Annotated in this window: 20 protein-coding genes; 5 read left to right on the forward strand and 15 right to left on the reverse strand. The window is 47.6% G+C overall.

The window, feature by feature from the left end; all coding sequences use genetic code 11:
* Positions 1 to 103: 103 nt before the first annotated feature.
* Positions 104 to 622, reverse strand: coding sequence for a single-stranded DNA-binding protein (ssb, locus tag GUA87_RS12490; RefSeq protein WP_193716871.1), 519 nt, complete (start codon positions 620 to 622; stop codon positions 104 to 106).
* A 196-nt stretch (positions 623 to 818) separates the two neighbouring features.
* Between ssb and uvrA the strand changes: the two genes are divergently transcribed.
* From uvrA to GUA87_RS12505, 3 genes are all read left to right on the forward strand, one after another.
* Positions 819 to 3740, forward strand: a complete 2922-nt coding sequence (gene uvrA / locus GUA87_RS12495) for an excinuclease ABC subunit UvrA (RefSeq protein WP_193716872.1) — start codon at positions 819 to 821, stop codon at positions 3738 to 3740.
* A 25-nt stretch (positions 3741 to 3765) separates the two neighbouring features.
* Positions 3766 to 5106, forward strand: a complete 1341-nt coding sequence (gene trmFO, locus GUA87_RS12500) for a methylenetetrahydrofolate--tRNA-(uracil(54)-C(5))-methyltransferase (FADH(2)-oxidizing) TrmFO (protein WP_193716873.1) — start codon at positions 3766 to 3768, stop codon at positions 5104 to 5106.
* Between the two features lie 127 nt (positions 5107 to 5233).
* Positions 5234 to 6202 (forward strand): hypothetical protein, encoded by a 969-nt coding sequence (locus GUA87_RS12505; RefSeq protein WP_193716874.1) that lies wholly within the window; start codon positions 5234 to 5236, stop codon positions 6200 to 6202.
* A gap of 4 nt (positions 6203 to 6206) precedes the next feature.
* On the opposite strand, the gene GUA87_RS12510 is transcribed toward GUA87_RS12505, so the two are convergent.
* On the reverse strand, positions 6207 to 7055 hold the full coding sequence (locus GUA87_RS12510; protein WP_193716875.1) for a squalene/phytoene synthase family protein: 849 nt from the start codon (positions 7053 to 7055) through the stop codon (positions 6207 to 6209).
* Between the two features lie 201 nt (positions 7056 to 7256).
* Here GUA87_RS12510 and GUA87_RS12515 point away from each other — a divergent pair, with 201 nt between their 5' ends.
* Complete coding sequence (locus GUA87_RS12515; RefSeq protein ID WP_193716876.1) at positions 7257 to 7850, forward strand: superoxide dismutase; 594 nt, start codon at positions 7257 to 7259, stop codon at positions 7848 to 7850.
* Positions 7851 to 7922: 72 nt separating this feature from the next.
* Here GUA87_RS12515 and GUA87_RS12520 read toward each other — a convergent pair whose 3' ends face one another.
* From GUA87_RS12520 to yajC, 4 genes are read right to left on the reverse strand one after another with little or no spacing between them, the layout of a single operon-like run.
* Positions 7923 to 8300, reverse strand: a complete 378-nt coding sequence (locus GUA87_RS12520; protein ID WP_193716877.1) for an Mth938-like domain-containing protein — start codon at positions 8298 to 8300, stop codon at positions 7923 to 7925.
* Between the two features lie 9 nt (positions 8301 to 8309).
* Positions 8310 to 9269 carry a protein translocase subunit SecF gene (gene secF, locus GUA87_RS12525; protein ID WP_193716878.1) on the reverse strand — a complete coding sequence of 320 codons (960 nt, stop codon included), beginning with the start codon at positions 9267 to 9269 and terminating at the stop codon, positions 8310 to 8312.
* 12 nt (positions 9270 to 9281) lie between these two features.
* On the reverse strand, positions 9282 to 10862 hold the full coding sequence (gene secD, locus GUA87_RS12530) for a protein translocase subunit SecD (RefSeq protein ID WP_193716879.1): 1581 nt from the start codon (positions 10860 to 10862) through the stop codon (positions 9282 to 9284).
* A 15-nt stretch (positions 10863 to 10877) separates the two neighbouring features.
* Entirely contained in the window at positions 10878 to 11216 is a 339-nt protein-coding gene (yajC, locus tag GUA87_RS12535; protein WP_193716880.1) for a preprotein translocase subunit YajC, read from the reverse strand.
* A 243-nt stretch (positions 11217 to 11459) separates the two neighbouring features.
* Here yajC and GUA87_RS12540 point away from each other — a divergent pair, with 243 nt between their 5' ends.
* Positions 11460 to 12320 carry an ATP-binding protein gene (locus GUA87_RS12540; RefSeq protein WP_193716881.1) on the forward strand — a complete coding sequence of 287 codons (861 nt, stop codon included), beginning with the start codon at positions 11460 to 11462 and terminating at the stop codon, positions 12318 to 12320.
* An 11-nt stretch (positions 12321 to 12331) separates the two neighbouring features.
* Here the strand turns inward: GUA87_RS12540 and GUA87_RS12545 are convergent, their stop codons facing one another.
* The 9 genes from GUA87_RS12545 to GUA87_RS12585 all read right to left on the reverse strand — a co-directional run bounded on the left by GUA87_RS12545 (position 12332) and on the right by GUA87_RS12585 (position 20892).
* Positions 12332 to 13561, reverse strand: coding sequence for a LysM peptidoglycan-binding domain-containing M23 family metallopeptidase (locus GUA87_RS12545; protein ID WP_193716882.1), 1230 nt, complete (start codon positions 13559 to 13561; stop codon positions 12332 to 12334).
* 59 nt (positions 13562 to 13620) lie between these two features.
* Positions 13621 to 14232, reverse strand: a complete 612-nt coding sequence (locus tag GUA87_RS12550) for a protein-L-isoaspartate(D-aspartate) O-methyltransferase (RefSeq protein ID WP_415774796.1) — start codon at positions 14230 to 14232, stop codon at positions 13621 to 13623.
* Positions 14233 to 14280: 48 nt separating this feature from the next.
* A complete protein-coding gene (gene surE / locus GUA87_RS12555) occupies positions 14281 to 15036 on the reverse strand; it encodes a 5'/3'-nucleotidase SurE (RefSeq protein ID WP_193716884.1) in 756 nt (251 codons plus the stop codon).
* A gap of 24 nt (positions 15037 to 15060) precedes the next feature.
* Entirely contained in the window at positions 15061 to 16332 is a 1272-nt protein-coding gene (gene serS / locus GUA87_RS12560) for a serine--tRNA ligase (RefSeq protein WP_193716885.1), read from the reverse strand.
* Positions 16333 to 16465: 133 nt separating this feature from the next.
* A complete protein-coding gene (gene tatC, locus GUA87_RS12565; RefSeq protein ID WP_193716886.1) occupies positions 16466 to 17350 on the reverse strand; it encodes a twin-arginine translocase subunit TatC in 885 nt (294 codons plus the stop codon).
* Positions 17350 to 17730 carry a Sec-independent protein translocase protein TatB gene (tatB, locus tag GUA87_RS12570; RefSeq protein ID WP_193716887.1) on the reverse strand — a complete coding sequence of 127 codons (381 nt, stop codon included), beginning with the start codon at positions 17728 to 17730 and terminating at the stop codon, positions 17350 to 17352. Before tatB ends, tatC begins: the two co-directional genes overlap by 1 nt.
* A 49-nt stretch (positions 17731 to 17779) precedes the next feature.
* On the reverse strand, positions 17780 to 18007 hold the full coding sequence (tatA, locus tag GUA87_RS12575) for a twin-arginine translocase TatA/TatE family subunit (protein ID WP_193716888.1): 228 nt from the start codon (positions 18005 to 18007) through the stop codon (positions 17780 to 17782).
* A gap of 175 nt (positions 18008 to 18182) precedes the next feature.
* The gene (locus GUA87_RS12580) at positions 18183 to 19226 is read right to left on the reverse strand and encodes an ABC transporter ATP-binding protein (protein ID WP_227711853.1); all 1044 of its coding nucleotides are present in this window, start codon (positions 19224 to 19226) and stop codon (positions 18183 to 18185) included.
* 4 nt (positions 19227 to 19230) lie between these two features.
* Positions 19231 to 20892, reverse strand: a complete 1662-nt coding sequence (locus GUA87_RS12585) for an ABC transporter permease (RefSeq protein ID WP_415774797.1) — start codon at positions 20890 to 20892, stop codon at positions 19231 to 19233.
* Positions 20893 to 21007: the final 115 nt, after the last annotated feature.

Here is a 21007-nt window from a genome sequence, read left to right on the forward strand (position 1 = left end):
AGTCGGGATTTTCTTTTTATTATGAGGATAGAATAACAAGGATCAGATCAAAAAAAAGCCCGCATTGAAGTGCGGGCTTTTCTTTTGTTTTCTATACAAAATCCTAAAACGGGATATCGTCGTCGAAATCGCCGCCTGATGGGCCACCACCGAAACCGCCACCTTGACCGCCGCCGCCAAAGCCACCGCCCTGATTACCACCACCAAAACCGCCGCCCTGGTTATTGTTATTTCCGCCGCCGAAGCCGCCGCCCTGGCCACCACCTTGCCCCCCCGCACTGTCAAGCATGGTAAGGTTTGAATTGAAGCCCTGCAGAACAATCTCGGTTGAGTATTTAGTAATGCCATCCTGTTCGTACTGACGGGTCTGAAGTTGCCCTTCCAGATAAACCTTGGATCCTTTACGCAGGTAGTTTTCTGCTACACGGCACAGGCCTTCGTTGAAGATAACAACACGATGCCACTCTGTTCTTTCTTTGCGTTCACCCGTTGCCCGGTCATTCCAGTTTTCAGATGTGGCAATTCTCAAATTACAGACAGGTTTCCCGTTCTGCATGTGCCGAACTTCCGGATCTGCCCCCAAATTACCAACCAGAATTACTTTATTGACGCTGCCTGCCATATCTTTCGTGCTTTCAGTTTCTGAATAAACAAATTTTCGCCTACTTTACCTTGTGAAGGACAGACTGACCAGCCAAAATTGACCCGTTTGTAGCATAGAACAAAATAGAAACTTTTTTTAATGTAGAGACTGGAAATTTGCGCCGAACAAAGCTACATTCCCCGTCAAATAACATTAAACCCCAGGCTCATCCATCATGCTTAAAGAAATCAGTATCCGCGGCGCAAGAGAACATAACCTGAAGAATGTGAACGTGGATATCCCACGGGACAAGCTGGTTGTGATTACCGGACTTTCAGGATCAGGTAAGTCGTCCCTCGCCTTTGATACGATATACGCTGAGGGTCAACGCCGGTATGTGGAAAGTCTCTCTGCATATGCACGTCAATTCCTTGAGATGATGCAAAAGCCGGATGTAGATCATATTGATGGTCTGAGCCCGGCAATTTCCATTGAGCAGAAAACCACATCGAAAAATCCGCGTTCTACGGTTGGTACTGTTACTGAGATATACGATTACTTGCGACTGCTATACGCACGTATCGGTATTCCATACTCCCCTGCGACAGGGCTTCCTATTCAAAGCCAAACAGTGAGCCAGATGGTGGATCAGGTGATCGCGTTGGGTGAAGGAAAACGTCTATATTTGATGGCCCCAATTGTCCGGGGACGCAAAGGCGAATACCGCAAAGAATTTCTGGATCTTCGTAAAAAAGGTTTTCAACGTGTCAAGGTAGATGGAGAAATCTACGACATCGAAGACGTTCCAGAACTGGACAAGAAACTGAAACACCACATCGACGTTGTTGTAGACCGAGTTGTTATCGCAGAAGATATACAAAGCCGTCTTGCTGATTCCATTGAAACTGCGCTTGAACTTGCTGATGGGTTGTTTGTTGCGGAAGATGCAGACAGCAAGGAACGCAAGATGTTCTCTGCCAAGTTCGCTTGCCCGGAATCAGGCTTTACCATCGAAGAGATTGAACCACGTATTTTCTCCTTCAACAATCCTTATGGTGCATGTCCGGCATGTGGTGGTCTTGGAACAGAAATGATGTTTGATGCGGAACTTATTGTTCCGGATGTAACCCTATCCCTTCGCGAGGGTGCAATTGCCCCTTGGTCGAAATCTGCGACACCGGCCCCCTATTATATGCAAACGCTGGAAGCATTGGGTCGTCACTACGGATTTAACACCACAACACCATGGGAAAAAATACCGGAGGAACACCAAGATAAAGTCCTCCACGGTACAGGTGATGAGAAAATTCAGATCACCTTTGATGATGGTATGCGTACCTTTAAAACAAACAAACCTTTTGAGGGTGTTATTCCGAATGTGGAACGTCGCTATCGCGAAACTGACAGTAGCTGGGTTCGCGAAGATCTCGAGAAGTATCAAGATAAAACCCATTGTAAGACCTGTAATGGCCATCGCCTCAAAACTGAGGCCCTTGCAATCAAGATTGATGGTTTGAATATTGGTGAGGTGGTTTCCAAATCCATTCTGGATGCACAGAAATGGTTTGATAATCTCAAGAGTACACTTTCATCCAAAGATCTTTCAATTGCTGAGCGAGTTCTAAAGGAGATTAACGAACGCCTGGGGTTTCTGGTTGATGTGGGACTTGAGTATCTGACATTGTCCCGCAACTCGGGCACGCTATCTGGTGGTGAAAGTCAACGTATTCGCCTTGCCTCGCAAATTGGATCAGGTCTTACAGGTGTTCTCTACGTTCTGGATGAACCTTCTATTGGTTTGCATCAGCGGGATAATGCGCGACTATTGAAAACGCTCGTCAACCTTCGAGATCAAGGCAACACTGTGATTGTGGTTGAACATGATGAAGAAGCCATGACTATCGCAGACCATGTTATTGACATGGGGCCGCGCGCAGGCGCACTTGGTGGTCGTCTGATTGCACAAGGCACGCCTGAAGACATTATGAAGGTCGAGGAAAGTATCACCGGCAAATATTTGTCTGGAGAAATGGAAGTTCCTCTTCCTGAGAAACGCCGTAAAGTCATTGACGCCCGTCAGCTTCGTATTGTTGGTGCACGCCACAATAACCTCAAACGTGTTAATGTAAATGTTCCACTCGGCACATTCACTTGTGTTACTGGTGTATCTGGCGGTGGTAAATCTTCTTTGATTATTGAAACCCTCTACAAGGCGATTGCGAAAAAACTCAATAGAAATCGCAACCATCCGGGGCCACATGATCGTATCGAAGGCATTGAATGGCTTGATAAAATTGTTGATATTGACCAAAGTCCAATTGGCCGTACACCACGCTCAAACCCTGCCACTTATACCGGTGCCTTTACGCCAATTCGTGAGTGGTTCGCGGGTCTTCCAGAAGCCAAAGCCCGTGGATATAAATCCGGTCGTTTCTCTTTTAACGTAAAGGGGGGCCGCTGCGAAGCTTGTAAGGGTGATGGCGTTATTAAAATTGAAATGCACTTTCTGCCGGATGTTTATGTTCAATGTGATGTCTGTCAAGGTAAGCGCTATAACCGCGAAACTTTGGAAGTCACCTTTAAGGATAAAAGCATTTCCGACGTTCTGGATATGACCGTTGATGAGGCTGCTGAATTCTTTAAAGCAGTTCCTGTTGTTCGCGAAAAGTTTGAAACGCTACAACAAGTGGGACTTGGCTACATACATGTGGGCCAACAGGCAACGACCTTGTCAGGCGGTGAAGCACAACGTGTAAAACTCGCCAAAGAGCTTTCAAGAAAAGCGACAGGCCGTACCCTCTATATTTTGGATGAGCCGACCACAGGTCTTCATTTCGAAGATGTCCGGAAATTGATGGAAGTGTTGCAAGCGCTCGTTAATGCCGGAAATAGCATTCTCGTCATTGAACATAATCTGGAAGTTATCAAGACAGCTGACTGGGTTATCGACATGGGACCAGATGGTGGCGATGCCGGTGGATATTTAGTGGCAGAAGGCACACCAGAGCAAGTCGCCGAGGTTGAAGCAAGCCACACAGGACGTTATTTGAAAGAAATCCTTTCCAGACGCCCTGCTGTCCCTGTAGAAGATGGCAGCGATAAACCTGCCAAGAAAACAGGCAAAGCAAAAACTACACGGAAAAACAAAGTGGCCTAGTGGCCACCTCTGATTGGTAAAAGTTATGACTGAGAAAACAGCTCCGGTTCACGTAATTGGTGGTGGCCTTGCAGGCACCGAAGCCACATGGCAACTGGTATCAAAAGGCATCCCTGTCATTTTGCACGAAATGCGTCCTGAAAAGGGAACCGATGCCCATATCACCAATACATTGGCGGAACTGGTCTGCTCCAACTCTTTCCGATCAGATGACGCAGAAAATAATGCGGTCGGTCTCCTCCATAAGGAAATGAGAGAACTTGGATCTCTCATTATGGAGAGTGCAGATATTAACAAAGTGCCTGCGGGCGGTGCTCTTGCTGTCGATCGACATGAATTCTCCGGTTACATTCAGAACAAACTGGAAAACCACCCATTGGTTACCGTGGAGCGCGGTGAAATTGCGGGTCTTCCACCAGAAGAATGGGGTAATTGCCTGATTGCAACCGGTCCCCTCACCTCAACACCGCTTGCCGAAGCAATCCACAGTGCCACCGGTGCGGATGCCTTGTCTTTCTTTGATGCTATTGCACCCATTATTTACAAAGACAGCATTAATTTTGATATCGCCTGGTTTCAATCCCGTTACGACAAAGGTGAAGGCACAGACTATATCAACTGCCCTATGACAAAAGAGCAGTATGAAGAGTTCATTCAAGACCTTCTTGAGGGCGAAAAAACTGAATTTAAGGAATGGGAGAAAGACACTCCTTACTTTGACGGCTGCCTTCCCATTGAAGTTATGGCAGAACGTGGCCCGGAAACACTACGCTATGGCCCGATGAAGCCGGTTGGCCTCACTAACCCGCGGGATCCGGAGGTTAAACCACACGCGATCGTCCAATTGCGCCAGGACAACAAACTTGGAACGATCTACAATATTGTCGGTTTTCAGACAAAACTGAAATATGCCGACCAAAAGCGTGTCTTCCAGAAAATTCCTGGGCTTGAAGGGGCAGAATTTGCGCGTCTCGGTGGTTTGCACCGCAATACCTTTATCAACAGCCCCGAAGTTCTGGATAACCAGCTTCGCCTAAAAAATCTCCCACGTCTGAGGTTTGCTGGTCAAATCACAGGAGTTGAAGGATATGTGGAAAGCACAGCTGTTGGACTAATGGCCGGCAGGTTAATGGCTGCCGAAGCTTTAGGAGAGAATTTCTCCATCCCTCCACAAACAACTGCATTTGGTGCGCTGCTGGGTCACATTATGGGAGGGGCAGACGCCAAAACCTTCCAGCCGATGAACGTTAATTTCGGACTATTTCCACCATTAGAACAACGAGTTAAGAAAAAAGAACGTAAACAGGCATACACAAAACGGGCCTTTACAGACTTTGAGATGTGGAAAGAAACTATTTCCGCCTAATTCTTAATTCAAAACGTGATCTGGTAACCATTTGAAAACCATATCCGGTTTATCTTGATTCACATATTGGGCTTTTGCAAAATAGCCTTGTAGATTTGGTATCGTTGAACAGAACCTCAGGACTTATATGTCTGAAGCAGAAGAAAAAAGCAGTGAAGCTGGAGAAAAATTAGATCCAAGCACTCACTTTGCGTTCGAGCACAAGATTTTCTCCGTCCCTGGCGCGCATTTTAAGCTCACCCACGGATCGCGTGAACCCGCGCTTTATGTCAAGCTGGGCGAAATTCAGGGTGCCGTACCCGTCTCTTCGATATGTAATGAATTTAACATCGACGAAGAAAGCAACGATGCCGAGCTTCTGCGCACCATCACGGGTTCACTTAAGTTCGTCAAAGAGATTCATCCTGGCGACAGCATTCCTACAGAACTTTTGACCGGAGAAGCCTCCTGGACAATTGAAGAAGTGCACCGCATGGTCGCACGCGGACGTATTACGATGCAATTGGTTTCCTGGCTTTCAGGGTCAGAAGAAATCATCACAAATTCGGGTGAACTTGAAGCCATTGCATCAGATCCTGAAACAAAAGAAAAAGTACAATCTGCGTTCAAGGAAATTGCTAAAAAACTTGGAATTACCAAGGACGATGTTATCGAAAAAGTCGATGACATCATCCGCGAGCTCTCCTACATCGAAGCACTTAGAGATCACTACAACCTGATCCGCAAAATCAACAGTAACATTGACACCCTCAAGGTAGTTTATCGTCGAGATCGAGGCATGATGGAAGATCTGAGCCGCATTCACGCCCTCATTACGCCTGTCATACAGGCCTTTGACAGATCCTTTGACGAGGTTGACGCGCAGACTTGTGAAGTTCTGACGATCCTGAAAAATTTTGACCCAACCGTTGAATTTGTTCGTCGTACTCGCGATGATCTACACCAGCGTTTTATGGTTTGGGATGAGATGGTCAAAGGGTGGAAAAACCTGATGCCAGAAGAAGGTCCTCAAGTGGAACGCCAACTGAAAGAAACGTATCGCTTCTTGGCTCAGAACTTTATGCAAGGCCAATCCTGGCGCCTTGGCAATATGTGATCCATTAAAATCCGAAAGTACGGTATCGGTACAAGGCCAGAACTTTACGTGTTGGCCCAAGCCTCCCTGCAATCTTTTCTGGATCAAAACCATGCTTTCTGAACATTCCAAGGAGCAATGGCCCATAGGCGTTTGGTAATAGGGCTGTTCTGCCCACCCCTTCTATGCTTTTGGCAAGCCTTCTGGCGTCTGACAACTCGGAGGCCGCGAGATCCGTCATGCTCTCAACAATGTTATATAAACTGCTGGCATGCTCTTTGGTCAGCAGACTGTTTTCAGTAACCCCATATTTCGCCATCCGTTGCTTTGGAACCAATACAAGGCCATTACGGCCATGAAAAGGGATTGCCTGTAATATTCCAAAAAGCCCATAAGCGCGGCCAGCAAGCGAAACAGCTTCGATAGACTTGCTATCCTCACAACCGACCAATGCGCGGTATAAAAGACGCTGCACAGCACCGGCTGTCATATCAACATAAATGATCAACTGTCCGTCTGTCGTGTTGGGGACAGGATCAAGGTCTTTTGCCCGCATATCGACCATCCCCTGCATCAGGGCAAGATCTAAGGGTATTTCCTGGTGAAGGCGATACAAAGCTTCGACGGTTGGATGTTTCTTCACCGCCCCTGTGTCAATACCGGCAAGCGCATCTCGCCACCATTGCAGGCGTATATCCCCAAGTAGAGGCTCGCTGACTGTTTCGCGAATACGTGAAATCTCGCTATTGAAAGATAGCAGAGCAAATAGATGCTCTCGCTTTTCTGCAGGAGCAAAAAGGCAGGTCAGCCAACGGTCATAATCATATTGTTTCACTTCTTTTGAAAGCAATGATTGGTCGTTTTCGGTTGCCACGTTGCCTATCCCTACAATAGCACCAGATGAGTATAAGGACTGTCTTAGCAGAAAGCTTCTTTGGAATAATTAAAAAAATGGGTGAACGGCGAACAAAAGTTGCTATATAAATCTCATTGTAGTCACGGTGATTAACATCACGGGTGCAGGCATACATAAAAATATACGGTTTGAGACTGTAATTACAGGCAAGAGGATAAAATGGCTTACGAACTTCCAGATCTTCCATATGCAAAAGACGCATTGGCTCCACACATCTCAGAAGAAACTCTGAACTTCCACCATGGCAAACACCACAACACTTATGTTGTGAACCTCAACAACCTTCTGGATGGCGATGACAGCAAATCCTTGGAAGAGTTGATGAAAGAAACAGCTGGCGATGCTTCAAAAGCGGGTATCTTCAACAACGCAGCTCAGGTTTGGAACCACACATTCTATTGGAACTCCATGTCTCCAAATGGCGGTGGTAAACCAACTGGCGCGATCGCAGCAAAAATCGACGAAGATTTCGGTTCTTACGAAAAATTCGCTGAAGAATTCAAAACAGCCGGCGCAACTCAGTTCGGTAGTGGCTGGGCATGGCTGGTTCTTGACGGCGGTAAGCTGAAAGTGACAAAAACACCAAATGCTGAATGCCCACTGACAGATGGTGCCACACCACTGATCACAATGGACGTTTGGGAACACGCATACTACCTGGACTTCCAGAACCGTCGTCCAGACTACATGGGTGCCTTCCTTGAAAGCCTCATCAACTGGGACTTTGCCAACGAAAATCTGGCAAACGCTTAAGTTTCAGATCTAATTGATCAAAAGAAAAGGCGCCGATTTCGGCGCCTTTTTTATTACCTGAATGAAAGACCGTTATACGGCAATCAATGCAGCTGCAACGCGGCGCCCTTCAAGAAGAAGGACATTATATGTTCGCATGGCCGCCCCACTGTCCATACTGTCAATGACGATACCCGCAGCACGGAAATCATTGCGAATAGCTTCATCAATAAAGGCCATATTCGCGCCACAACCGATCAGAAGGATTTCAACGGCAGGGTCCGCCTCCTTCACCGCCTTAAGGTGATCTAGCGTCAGCTCTTCAATAGATGTCAGATCCCACGCTTGAGTTTCCTTTGGGAATACCAGAACACTTCCTTCATGCCGAACACCACTGATCCGGAAACCACCGTCCCCATATCCATTGATCAGTTGTTGCCCGGCTTCGGGAAGGCCTGAAATATCCTGCATGACGTTACCTTATGCCTTCGTTTCAAACGCATCATCATCTGATGGTTTGAACCCGTCCTCTTCTTCGTTGTGATGGTCCAGACCAACTTGCAGCAGAATTGGAGCCGCCACAAAGATGGAGGAATATGTACCAACAACAACACCAAAGATCATTGCGGCTGCGAAACCACGGATAACCTCACCACCGAACACAAACAGAGAAACCAATGCCAGCAATGTGGTGACAGAAGTGATCACTGTACGGGACAGGGTCTCGTTAATGGAAAGATCCAGAAGGTCTTTGACTTCCATTTTCTTGTAACGGCGGAAGTTTTCGCGGATACGGTCATACACAACCACCGTATCGTTGATGGAATAACCGACAATGGTCAGGATCGCCGCAACGGAAGCAATGTTAAACTCAATACCCGTAATGGCAAACATACCGATCGTCAGGATGACGTCGTGCACCAAGGCCGCAATCGCACCAATGGAATAGTGCCATTCGAAGCGCAGCCAGATATAGATCAGGATTGCGAGAACCGCGACTAATACCGCTTCAAAAGCTGTTTGAACAAGTTCACCTGAAACGGTTGGTCCTACAAATTCAATACGGCGATAGGAAATCTCTTTTCCATATTGGCTTTCAAGCTGCACTTTGACCTTCTCCACCGCCGCAGTCTGGGCTTCACTGCCCCCTTCCTGACGCTGTACGCGGATCAGAATATCGTCTGGTGCACCAAATGTCTGAAGGTTAACCTGACCAAGCCCCAAGCCACCAAGTGATGACCTCATTTCACCAAGATCAGGGGATTCAGGGAAGGCAACTTCCAGCATGATACCGCCTTCAAAGTCGATGCCCTTATTGAGACCTGGCCCAAAGAACATAACCGCAGACAAAATCATCAGAACTGCTGAAATGCCAAATGCGATAAATCTGCTTTTCAGGAAAGGCAGGTTTGTACGCTCTGGAATAATTTTGAACTTCATCCTCGCCTCCCCTTATACGTTTAATGTCTTTGGACGTGTCTTCAACGCCCACATGGAAATAAGCATGCGTGACAGCAGAATTGCTGTGAACATGGAGCAAACAATGCCGATCCCCAAAGTGACGGCGAAACCCTTAATCGGCCCAGTACCCATGACAAACAGGATTACAGCGGCAATACCGGTTGTCACGTTCGCATCCACAATGGTGGTAAAGGCACGTTTGTAACCCGATTCAATGGCGTTAAATGGCGTCTTACCATTTCGCGTTTCTTCACGGATACGTTCAAAGATCAAGACGTTAGCATCTACCGCCATACCAATGGTCAGGATAATACCGGCAATACCTGGAAGAGTGAGAGTTGCACCCAACACAGATAACAGCGACATGATCATGAAAATATTCATGGTAAGCGCTACATTGGCAACTAAACCAAACAATCCGTATGTCACGATCATAAAGATCACAACTGCGACCAGACCAATGATACCCGCGATCTCACCAGCGGCAATACTGTCAGCACCCAAGTCCGGGCCAACTGAGCGTTGCTCCAAAACGGTAAGAGGTGCAGGCAATGCACCTGCCCGAAGCAACAATGCCAGGTCTTGCGCTTCCTGCACAGAGAAGCCGCCGCTGATAACTGCGCTACCTGTCAGGATCGGCTCGTTAATGCGTGGTGCGCTAACGACTTTACCGTCCAGAACAATGGCAAAAGGACGTCCTACATTTTCCTGTGTTACACGAGCAAACTGCTTACCGCCGAGGCTGTTAAAGCGAATAGAGACAACTGGCTGTCCTTGCTGGAAAGTCGCCTGTGCATCTTCCAGATTTTCACCAGAAACCATCACGCGGTTTCGAACCGCAACAGGGCGCTCTCCTTCGGTATGGGGTGGTAAAATCTTCGTTCCCGCAGGCGCGTTTCCTTTAAAAGGATCAACCGAGTTATTGACAAGATGGAAAGTCATCTGCGCGGTTTTACCGATCAGATCGATTACACGCTGAGGATCACCAAGGCCTGGAATCTGGATCAGGATCCGATCCTTGCCCTGCCTCTGAATGGTAGGCTCGGTGAGACCAATCTCATTCACTCGGTTATTCAGAATTTCAATCGTCTGATCCACCACCGAACTGATACGATCCGCGACCGTTTGCTCACTAGGTGTAATTGTGATCCGGCCATCATCAAATGTTTCGATAAGATGGCTCCGTTGGCCTGTTGGAGTAATTGACGAAATAGACGCAAGTTTTTCACGCGCAATTTCACGGTCAGCGATATTTCTAAGCGTTAAACTCACAACACCATTTGTTGCTTTCAGATTACGATAACCAATACGGTCGTTACCGCTTCTGAGGTTGGAACGAACGGAATCAATGAGGCTTTCACTCATTTTTTCCTTCACACTTTCCGTTTCAACCTGCATCAACAGGTGAGAGCCCCCCTGCAGGTCGAGCCCAAGGGTAATCTGATCTTTGGGTGCCCAGTCAGGCAGCCCTTCCATCGATTTCTGGTCCACAAAATTGGGGATGGTGTAAACCACCCCCAATAGGCACACCAGAATTACCAGTGCGCTCTTCCATTTCGGGAAGCTAATCATCTAAAAGCCTGTAACTTATTTCTTGAATTTTCCGAGGAAACCGCCGGACTCTTTTTCTTTGTTGTCAGCCACGCCGTCTGCTGGCTCGCTTTTACTGCGAACATCAGAAAGCGTAGATTTAACAACATCAACACGCACATCAGGGGCAATTTCCACCTGAACCATGTTATCATCGCGAACTTTGATCACTTTACCGGCGATACCGCCTGCGGTAACAACGCTGTCGCCACGGCGTACGGCTTCAATCATCGCCTTATGGTCCTTAACACGTTTCTGTTGCGGACGGATTAGCAGGAAGTAAAAAACCACACCGATCAGGATCAGCGGCACGAATTGCGCAAATTGTTCGTTCATCAAATAAACCCTTAAACTTATGCCTGATAAATCAAGCTGTATGGCGGGGATTTCCTGTCATGATAGCCCCCGCAAAAATCATGAAGAACTTTTATAGTTGACCTGTCTGTCAATGCAAGTGCCAATCAGAACAGCCCGTACGCCAACTTCAAATTCAATGTAAAAACATCCGGAATTTTATGTTGGGCATTTTCCTCAAGCCAGATAGATTGGGATTCAATTCTTACTTTTCAATCAGGTCTCATGAGTACAAAAAAAGAAATTCTTGCCCAGCTAACACGCATTGCAGATACACTGGATCGTATCGCCCCGGAAGATCAGCATGATATTGACCTTTCTACCGGAACAGCCTTCGTTTGGCATGCAGAGGAAAATTCACTTCGCGACATTCCAAAAGTCAATCACGTCGACATGGGAATGCTCAAGGGTATCGATCAGGTCAAAGATATTCTGATAGATAACACCATGCGGTTTGCCAAGGGTTTTCCTGCGAATAACGCCCTTTTGTGGGGCGCGCGCGGTATGGGGAAAAGCTCCCTGGTGAAGGCGGCACATGCGCTTATCAACGCAGAACTTGGCGACAGCTTGGTGCTTGTTGAAATTCATAGAGAGGACATTCCCTCCCTCCCCGACCTGCTACGTATCCTTCAGGTGAGCGATCGACGGTTTATTCTTTATTGTGATGACCTGTCTTTTGATGGCGATGACGACACATATAAGTCCCTGAAGACTGTTCTGGATGGCGGTCTGGAAGGCAGACCTGATAATGTTATATTCTATGCAACATCAAACAGACGTCATCTTATGCGCCGCGATATGATTGAAAATGAGCGGTCAACCGCTGTTATGCCGTCAGAGGCCATAGAAGAAAAAGTCTCTCTCTCCGATCGTTTCGGGCTTTGGCTGGGCTTCCATAGCTGTTCTCAAGATGAATATCTGGATATGATTCGTGGCTATGTCGCCCATTTCAGCATCCCCATTGAAGAGGAAGAGCTCAAACGTGATGCTATTGAATGGACACGGACACGCGGCTCTCGTTCAGGCCGTGTGGCGTGGCAGTTCGTTCAGGAGCTCGCAGGGCGCACTGAAACACACATCAAATAATCTTTAGAGAATTAGCGTTGCGCCAAATGCAGGGTGGGGTTTTTGGCGCGACCATTTTTTCTGATTTCAAAGTGAAGCTGCGCACGATCCACATCGCCAGTAGCACCCGCCACGCCGATCACATCTCCTTTTAAGACCTGATCGCCTTTTTTGACCCACGCCTCCCCCAAATGGCCATATGTGGTCACATATCCATCAGCGTGTGAAATCAAAACCAAGTTGCCAAAAGAACGCATTTCATTCCCAACATAGGAAACAATTCCGTTTTCAGCGGCATGAATTGGTGTGCCAGGATTCAGTTTAATATTAATACCGTCATTCTGCAGTCCGCTGTCTTTTTTACCAAATGACGACAGCAAGGGCCCTTGCGCAGGCCATCCGAAAATCTTACCAGCCCGCGCAGGGGGATGTTTGATACTGTATTTGTTTCTCGGCAGCGGCGGCAACTCTGCGGTTGGAATTGCGTCCCCACCCAACACTATTGGTGTTTCTTTTGGTAAAGAGGCAACAACGGTTTCTTTCGGGGAAGGTGCAGGTGGCTCAACCGCCCTGACGATTGGTTTAGGAGCCGGTGCGGGTGCAACTACTGGAGGTGCTGCCAACTCACTTTTGGCGACACCAGCTTTTGACGCCCAATCTGTTTTACCCTGAGGGGTAGAAGATATTTTTGGTTCTTCTTGAGCTTTGGGAACAACCCACCCGCTATTCCCAATGGACGCAACCCTTGTTGTACCTTGATCGATATCCGACGGGATACGCAAGGCAGTACCGGGTTGCAGTGAATTAAGTGAAGCGATCTGATTGAAATGCAAAACCTCGTTCACTTCCACATCATACAGGCGAGAAATTGCATACAGTGTCTCCCCTGATTTCACCTTATGCTGACGGAAAACAGGAACTTTGATTTGCTGGCCCGGGTAAATCCGATTTGGGGAAATAGAAGAGTTAAGTGACAGTACTGCTTCAACAGGAATGCCGTGACGACCCGCGATAAGGGACATACTGTCCCCCCGCCTCACAGTTACATGAGTATATGACAGCTTCTTGTAATAACCGCTCTCCATAGGAAGAGACGCTGTGCGAAGAGTGTTATCTGTCTTAGGTGAGGCCGTATTCACTACAACCGGTTTAGCGCTTTGAGATTGATTGAGATAGCGATCATACATGCAGCCTGAAAGGCCCAGTGACAGAGCACTAGCCATCAAGACGGGCCGACCAAATTGTATCAATACCGCTTTCATAATCGGAATCTTATACCAAAAAACAGGAGAATCGCAAGGATAATCGTTTCAGCAAAGACTCAAGACTCTACTGCAAGCCCTTGAAGTAGTGGCACGAATCTAACAGGAATAAGTTCTTCCTCCGCCATCATACCGTGATGATCCTTTGTGATTTTGAGGATTGTCTGATCCCCCGACTCAGGGCCAACAGGAATTATCATGATGCCATTATCATCTAGCTGATCAACGAGCGCACCAGGCACATCTTCAGCGGCTGCTGTGACAATTATGTGTTTAAACGGTGCCTGTTCTTCCCACCCTTTGTAACCATCCCCCAGCTTGGAGGTGATATTGGTTATCTTAAGTTTTTCAAAGAGTTGCATGGCTTCAAGATGAAGAGATCGGTAACGTTCAATCGAATATACCCGGCGGAATAATTTGGAGAGGACCGCCGCCTGATAGCCTGAACCGGTCCCCACCTCCAGCACTTTATGACGCTGGTTAGGTTCCAGCATTTGAGTCATATAAGCGACGATGTAAGGCTGGCTAATTGTTTGCCCATTATTAATTGGCAATGCCGAATTTTCGTAAGCATGTTCCCTGAAAGGGCGCGGTATAAAAGCCTCACGAGGCACACGCTCCAGTGCCGAAAGAACTTCCGTATCAGTAATTCCCAGGCGCCGAAGCTCCATAATCAGTTTTATTTTTTGTGCCGAGTAATCGTTCACACCGCAATCGCCTTAGCTTAGCGCCTCATTCAGATCGCCCATAAGACCTTTATCAGTCAAGTTCAGGTTAAGGGGGGTAATGGCCACTTTACCAACACTGACCGCATGAAGGTCTGATCCCTCCCCAGGCTCACCCAGTGAAGGGCGATATCCCAACCAATAGTAATCACGCCCCCGCGCATCCACACGTGAATCAATCAATAGATTGGAAAGGTCACGTTGTCCTTGAACAGTAACTTCTGTTCCCCTCACTTCCTCGACCGGTACGGGCGGGAAGTTAATGTTGATCAAGGTGCCTGCACCCCAATCTTTTTCGAGAAGCTTTTTAATAATTTCTGGCGCCAGTTTCTCGGTTGTTTCCCAATAGATCTGTTCAGCATCCAAAATGCACTGACTGATAGCGATGGATTTTACCCCAAGCAAAGTGCCTTCACTGGCAGCGGCAACAGTTCCGGAATAAAGAACATCTTCACCCAGATTGGCACCACGGTTTACGCCAGACAGGATTAGATCCGGCGGATTATCTTTAAACAAATTGTTGAGCGCCATCATAACACAGTCAGTTGGCGTTCCTTCAACAGCATATTCAGTATCAGAGAATTTCTGTATTCTGATCGGGTCATGCAGTGTAAGAGAGCGCGATGCCCCACTTTGCTCTTTCGCCGGAGCAACAACAATCACATCGTCAGACAATTTCGCAGCAATGTTGCGAAGGACCTGCATACCCGGAGCGTCATACCCGTCATCATTACTAAGCAGAATTCTCAATTCACTAATCCTATCTTTTTGTTTTTATTTACTAATTTCTTCCAAACCGCCCATATATGGACGCAATGCCTCAGGAATAACGATAGATCCGTCTTCCTGTTGATAATTTTCAAGAACAGCAATCATGGTTCGCCCTACAGCAAGCCCAGATCCGTTCAATGTATGGACGAATTTGTTTCCTTTGCCTTCTTCCGGACGGTAACGCGCTTTCATGCGGCGGGCCTGAAAATCACCACAGGTGGAACAGCTTGAAATTTCGCGATACTTGTCCTGACCCGGAAGCCATACTTCGATGTCGTAAGTTTTGCGGGCGCCAAAACCTGTATCACCGCTGCATAGGGTGACAACACGGTATGGAAGCTCAAGACGTTTCAGAACTTCTTCGGCGCAACCGACCATACGCTCCAGCTCATCATCTGAAGTCTCTGGTGTCGTGATAGAGACCATCTCGACTTTGGCAAACTGATGTTGACGTAACATACCAGCAGTATCTTTACCTGCAGAGCCCGCCTCAGAGCGGAAGCAAAGAGTGTGCGCAGTAAAACGAAGCGGCAATTCTGCTTCCGTCAGAATGCTATCTGCCACAAGATTAGTAAGCGGCACTTCTGCTGTTGGGATCAGGTAACTTCCTGTATCCAACTGATAGAGATCTTCAGAGAATTTCGGAAGCTGGCTGGTACCAAATAACGCCGTATCACGAACAATCACCGGAGGTGAGACTTCCTGATACCCATTTTCCGTAGTATGCAGATCCACCATGAAAGCAGCCAATGCGCGCTCAAGACGGGCCAACTGACCGCGGTTTACGACAAAGCGGCTACCGGATAGTTTGGCTGCACGCTCAAAATCCATAAGGCCTAGATCATTGCCAAGCTCATAATGCTCTTTCGGCTTGAAATCAAAGGACTTAGGTGTTCCAACTTTACGAACCTCAACATTATCTTCTTCGTCAGCACCATCAGGCACTTCATCTTTCAAGATGTTAGGAATGGAGGCAAGTTCCTGATCCAGTTTCTCCGCCAGCTCCCGATCGAGCGCTTCCATCTTCTGAACGGCACCCTTAAGATCTGCGACTTCCTTAATCAGCGGTTCTGCATCCTCGCCAGAAGATTTTGCTTTACCAATGGCTTTGGCGGCTTCATTTCTGCGGGCTTGTGCCGTTTGCAATTCTGTCTGATTTTCGCGTTTCTTTTCATCCAGTTCCAGCAGGGATGAAGACAAAGGTTCCACACCGCGGCGCGCAAGCGCCTTATCGAAGTCTTCGGGGTTTTCGCGGATCCATCGTAAATCTAACATTTTCCAATATCCATCAGGATTAAAGAGGTTGGTGGTTGATGTATAAGCACCAGGACCACTGGCGTCCAGTGGTCCTGTGAATTGAGGAGAAGTAATTGGTGATCAAACGGTATTTTGTTGCTTAAAAGCCCGTTTAGTCATCATCTTCCGCGTCGAGTTCTGCCTGGCGCTCGGCCCGTTTCTTCTCGACCACCTTCACGCTTAAGATCGACAGTCCGTAGAGAATGATAATTGGGATCGCCAACGTGATCTGCGACAACGGATCAGGTGGGGTCAAAATGGCCGCCGCGATAAAGGCAAACACCACGGCATATTTAAATTTGGCCTTCAAACCGGCAGAGGTCACAAGCCCAACACGCCCAAGCAAAGTGAGTAGCACAGGCAACTGGAAACAGAGACCAAAGGCAAAGATCAGCTTCATGGAAAGACTTAGATATTCCCCTACCCTTGTCTCCGCCTGAATAGGCAGTGCCACTTCAGCTGAAGGCGCTGGCAGATAATTTTCCATTGCAGGCCATTGAGCCACCAGAGAGCTGAAAGCCTGCGAATAAAGAGATGCTTCCCCATTGCTTTCAAAGCTGAGCAAAAACTTCCAAGCAAGTGGCATTACCAACTCATAAGCCAAAGCACCGCCAAGGAAAAACAGAATAGGTGTCATCACCAAAAATGGCAGGAACGCTTTCTTTTCATGCTTGTAAAGCCCCGGCGCGACAAATGCCCAGATCTGGGTTGCTATCAACGGGAAGGAAACAAATAGCGCTACAAAAAACGCAATCTTGATATAGGTAAAGAAGGCTTCGTGCAGACCCGTAAAGATCATGCGGCGCCCTTCTACATCATCACCAAAAGCCTGTTCCAATGGCCTGACTAGGAACGCGAAAAGCTCTGCTGAAATGAGATAACAAAGAATGAAGGCGACGAGTAGCGTAACAACCGAGTAAACCAAGCGGTTTCGAAACTCGATAATATGCTCCATCAAAGGAGCCTTGCTGTCATCAATTTCACTGTCAGAATGCATCAGGATGGAACTTTTGTCTCAGATGAACCGGTCTCGCCGGAGGAAGAAGTTCCTGAAGTTTCTGCATTTTCCACCTGATCTGTAGAGGTTTTCTTTTTCTCACCATCAAACACAACGCCAAAGTCGCCGGTTGGATCAACCGCGTCTTCAACCTGTTTTTTGATATCAAAATCTTCACCTTTGATGGTCTTTTTCAGATCATCCAGATCGGCTTCGCGAGCGATGTCATCAATGCCTGACTGAAATTCCCGTGCCATACCGCGCAACTTTCGCACATATTTGCCGACAGTCGCGATTGCACGAGGAAGATCTTTTGGGCCAATCACCAGAACGGCAATGATGGCCACGAACACCATCTCTGACCAGCCAATATCAAACATGGCTCACCATTAACTTCATAAAATGGAACTAAACGATATAGCAGCCCGATTAGCTCTGGGCTGCTTTATCCTTATCGTCGGCCGTTTCTTTGGCAGACGCATCTGAGCTGATTTCCTTTTTCTCTTCAGCAGCGGCGGTATCTTCGTCATTCATACCTTTTTTGAAGTTCTTGATACCTTTTGCCAGGTCACCTGCAACCCGTGGCAATTTACCTGCGCCGAAAATAATGAGCACAATGACAAGGATCAAGACGATCTGCCAAGGACCAATACTCATGATAACACTCCTGGTCTCAATATAAGAGACATCGAAAAACTAAAATCTCCGCAGCGCCCCGGCTCCCAGCCCGTATTTGAGCGCATGCGACTCCCATGGACTTATATAACCATGAATTACCGAAGATACGACAGTTATTTTTTTTATTAGTTGGATATATTGACGCAGAAAAAGATCAAAACAGGAAAATCTGTTTTCGATCAAGGGAAATAGCGCATTTCTCACCCACTTCCGGGGTTAGAATACTTGCAGCTCGTGCGGTCACTAACGCGCCGGACGGCATCCGCAAATCAATAATGGAAAATGGCCCGAGATTCCGAGTTGTTTCCACCATACCAAAACTTTCCCCCTCATCTTTGAAAGGAGACAGACGAATAGCTTCAGGGCGCACCAGAATATCGGCAGTTGCCTGAAGATTATGGGTATCTGGCCAGGCTATTTGTCCAAGTTCGGACACCAAGATCCCCTCTTCCACTTTTGCAGGCACTTTGTTCACGTCACCTAGGAACGAGGCCACGAATTCATTTTTGGGCTGGCTATACAGTTCTGCGGGCGTTCCCTGCTGGACAACTTCACCATCCTTCATCAGGATAATTTGGTCTGCCATGCGCATGGCTTCTTCCGGATCATGGGTCACCAAAAGAGTTGTCGTGTTTTGGCTTTTCAATATCCGAAGGGTCTCATCCCTAACATGATTGCGAAGCACTGTATCCAGGCCTGAAAAAGGCTCGTCCATAAGAATAACACTTGGATTGGGTGCCATGGCTCGGGCCAGGGCAACGCGCTGCTGCTCACCGCCTGAAAGTTCATGGGGGAATTTCGCGACATAATCGGCAAGACCCAATTGTCTCAGGATCGCAACCGCTGCATTTTCTTTCTCTGTCCGATCACCAGACCTGAGCCCAAACATCACATTATCCAGAACATTCAAATGCGGAAAAAGTGCATAATCCTGAAATACGAGGCCTACATTCCTGTCTTCTGCCGGTACAAATGAACTGCCGCCTGCGACTTGTCTGTCGCCGATCTTAATCTGGCCAGCGTCTGGCATTTCAAGCCCTGCGGCAAGACGAAGTGTTGTAGATTTTCCGCAGCCCGATGGCCCCAACAAACACACGATATCACCGGATGCCAGATCCAGCCTGTCGATTTTGACGACAAAATCCTCGCTATTTCGATGCAGGATATTGGTTAGTTGGAGCGTGTTCATCATCACCATTGAATTATTTTGAACCCGGCCGTGAGCGGCTAATGGCCCGGCTTAATATAATTACGGGAATAATACCAGCCAAAACAATAGAGATGGATGGACCCGCAGCCTCCGCAAGTCTTTCATCAGAGGCAAGTTCATAAGCACGTACCGCCAATGTTTCAAACCCAAAGGGTCGCATGATGAGGGTTGCCGGTAATTCTTTCAGCACGTCCACAAAAACAAGAAGCAATGCGGTTAAGACACTTCCTGACATAATGGGTATATGCACTCTGAACAGGGCTTTCAGGCCAGTTACACCCATTGTCTGCGCAGCCCGCTCCATATTTGGCGTAATTTTTTCTGCGCTCGCTTCAACGGTGTTCAACGAAATAGCTAAGAACCTAACGACATATGCAAAAATCAACGCCACCATTGTACCGCTCAAAATGAGCCCGGTTGAAACGCCGAAACTTTCTCGCATGAAATGATCGACACTGTTATCGATAAATCCAAACGGAATCAGAATACCAACCGCCAGTACTGGCCCCGGTATCGCATACCCCATCGCAGCGGTACGAATACAGAAATAGCGAATTTTTGAAACTACTGCACTGGCCGCTTGGCGCTGTGCAAAAACTAGGAATATCGCGACCACCAACGCAATGAAACTTGCCGCAACAGCCACACTCAGACTGCTTGTAAGTAAAGCCGGAAATTCAGAGTTGAGAACTGTTTCGGGGTACAAAAAGCTTTTGCTGAGAAGCCACATGACAGGCAACAAAAACCCGAAAAATACCGGCAAAAAACACCCAACAAAAACTGCGAGGCTTTTTAACGGAGGCAGTTTAACGCGCCTGATTTCCTGATATCGGCTTCCTGTATGATAGAATTTTTTCTTACCGCGATATCGGCGTTCCAGCATTACCAGAAAAAACACAAATGCCATCAGGACACCTGCCAACTGAGCTGCAGCAGCAGGCTCCCCGAGGCCTAACCAAGTTCGATAAATGCCCGTAGTAAAAGTATCCACTGCAAAATACTGAACAGTGCCGAAATCCGCTAGCGTTTCCATTAATGCTAAGGCGAGGCCTGTCACGATGGCTGGACGTGCAAGCGGCAGGGCGATCTCAATAAACACCCTAAACGGGCTCCGCCCCAATGTACGGCCTACTTCCAAAGCAGCCACTGATTGTTCCAAAAATGCAGCGCGAGAGACCATGTAAACGTAAGGATATAAAACCAATCCGAACATAAGTGCCGCACCGCCCACCGATCTCACTTGTGGGAACCAATAATCCTGCCGTCCCCAATCAAAGGTTTCCCGCAAAAAAGTTTGCACCGGCCCGGCGAAATCAAACATTCCTGTATAGGTATAGGCAATGATGTAAGCCGGCATGGCAAGGGGTAGGAAAAGCGCCCACGTGAATATTTTTCTGCCCGGAAATTCATACATGGTGACGAACCATGCAGCCCCAACACCGATGGACAGTACCAAGAAAGAGACAGCGACCATCATAAAAGCTGTATTGGAAAAATATCGCCACAGAACAGTATCTATTAGATGGGACCAGATTTCCGTCGCGGGAATAAACATGAAACCAGCAACCACCAAAATAGGTGTGGCGACACAAGCCGCGACGATAAGTGCGCCTATTGCAGTCGCCCAGCCACCACTTTGTCTCCGGATATCAATCCAGCTTTTGCTAACTTCAATATTTTCGGTGACTGCCAATTAAGTGACCCACTGGTAATTTACTTCTTTCCCTGAAATAAGGCGGTCAAGCAAAGATGTAAATAATAATCACTCG

It is taken from the genome of Sneathiella sp. P13V-1, assembly GCF_015143595.1.
In the GTDB taxonomy this organism is placed as follows: domain Bacteria; phylum Pseudomonadota; class Alphaproteobacteria; order Sneathiellales; family Sneathiellaceae; genus Sneathiella.

Bases quoted from the DNA above. Each gene is read 5' to 3' on its own strand.
- ssb (WP_193716871.1), bottom strand. From the start codon at position 622: ATGGCAGGCAGCGTCAATAAAGTAATTCTGGTTGGTAATTTGGGGGCA.
- uvrA (WP_193716872.1), top strand. From the start codon at position 819: ATGCTTAAAGAAATCAGTATCCGCGGCGCAAGAGAACATAACCTGAAG.
- trmFO (WP_193716873.1), top strand. From the start codon at position 3,766: ATGACTGAGAAAACAGCTCCGGTTCACGTAATTGGTGGTGGCCTTGCA.
- GUA87_RS12505 (WP_193716874.1), top strand. From the start codon at position 5,234: ATGTCTGAAGCAGAAGAAAAAAGCAGTGAAGCTGGAGAAAAATTAGAT.
- GUA87_RS12515 (WP_193716876.1), top strand. From the start codon at position 7,257: ATGGCTTACGAACTTCCAGATCTTCCATATGCAAAAGACGCATTGGCT.
- GUA87_RS12520 (WP_193716877.1), bottom strand. From the start codon at position 8,300: ATGCAGGATATTTCAGGCCTTCCCGAAGCCGGGCAACAACTGATCAAT.
- secF (WP_193716878.1), bottom strand. From the start codon at position 9,269: ATGAAGTTCAAAATTATTCCAGAGCGTACAAACCTGCCTTTCCTGAAA.
- secD (WP_193716879.1), bottom strand. From the start codon at position 10,862: ATGATTAGCTTCCCGAAATGGAAGAGCGCACTGGTAATTCTGGTGTGC.
- yajC (WP_193716880.1), bottom strand. From the start codon at position 11,216: ATGAACGAACAATTTGCGCAATTCGTGCCGCTGATCCTGATCGGTGTG.
- GUA87_RS12540 (WP_193716881.1), top strand. From the start codon at position 11,460: ATGAGTACAAAAAAAGAAATTCTTGCCCAGCTAACACGCATTGCAGAT.
- GUA87_RS12545 (WP_193716882.1), bottom strand. From the start codon at position 13,561: ATGAAAGCGGTATTGATACAATTTGGTCGGCCCGTCTTGATGGCTAGT.
- GUA87_RS12550 (WP_415774796.1), bottom strand. From the start codon at position 14,232: ATGGAGCTTCGGCGCCTGGGAATTACTGATACGGAAGTTCTTTCGGCA.
- serS (WP_193716885.1), bottom strand. From the start codon at position 16,332: ATGTTAGATTTACGATGGATCCGCGAAAACCCCGAAGACTTCGATAAG.
- tatC (WP_193716886.1), bottom strand. From the start codon at position 17,350: ATGCATTCTGACAGTGAAATTGATGACAGCAAGGCTCCTTTGATGGAG.
- tatB (WP_193716887.1), bottom strand. From the start codon at position 17,730: ATGTTTGATATTGGCTGGTCAGAGATGGTGTTCGTGGCCATCATTGCC.
- tatA (WP_193716888.1), bottom strand. From the start codon at position 18,007: ATGAGTATTGGTCCTTGGCAGATCGTCTTGATCCTTGTCATTGTGCTC.
- GUA87_RS12580 (WP_227711853.1), bottom strand. From the start codon at position 19,226: ATGGTGATGATGAACACGCTCCAACTAACCAATATCCTGCATCGAAAT.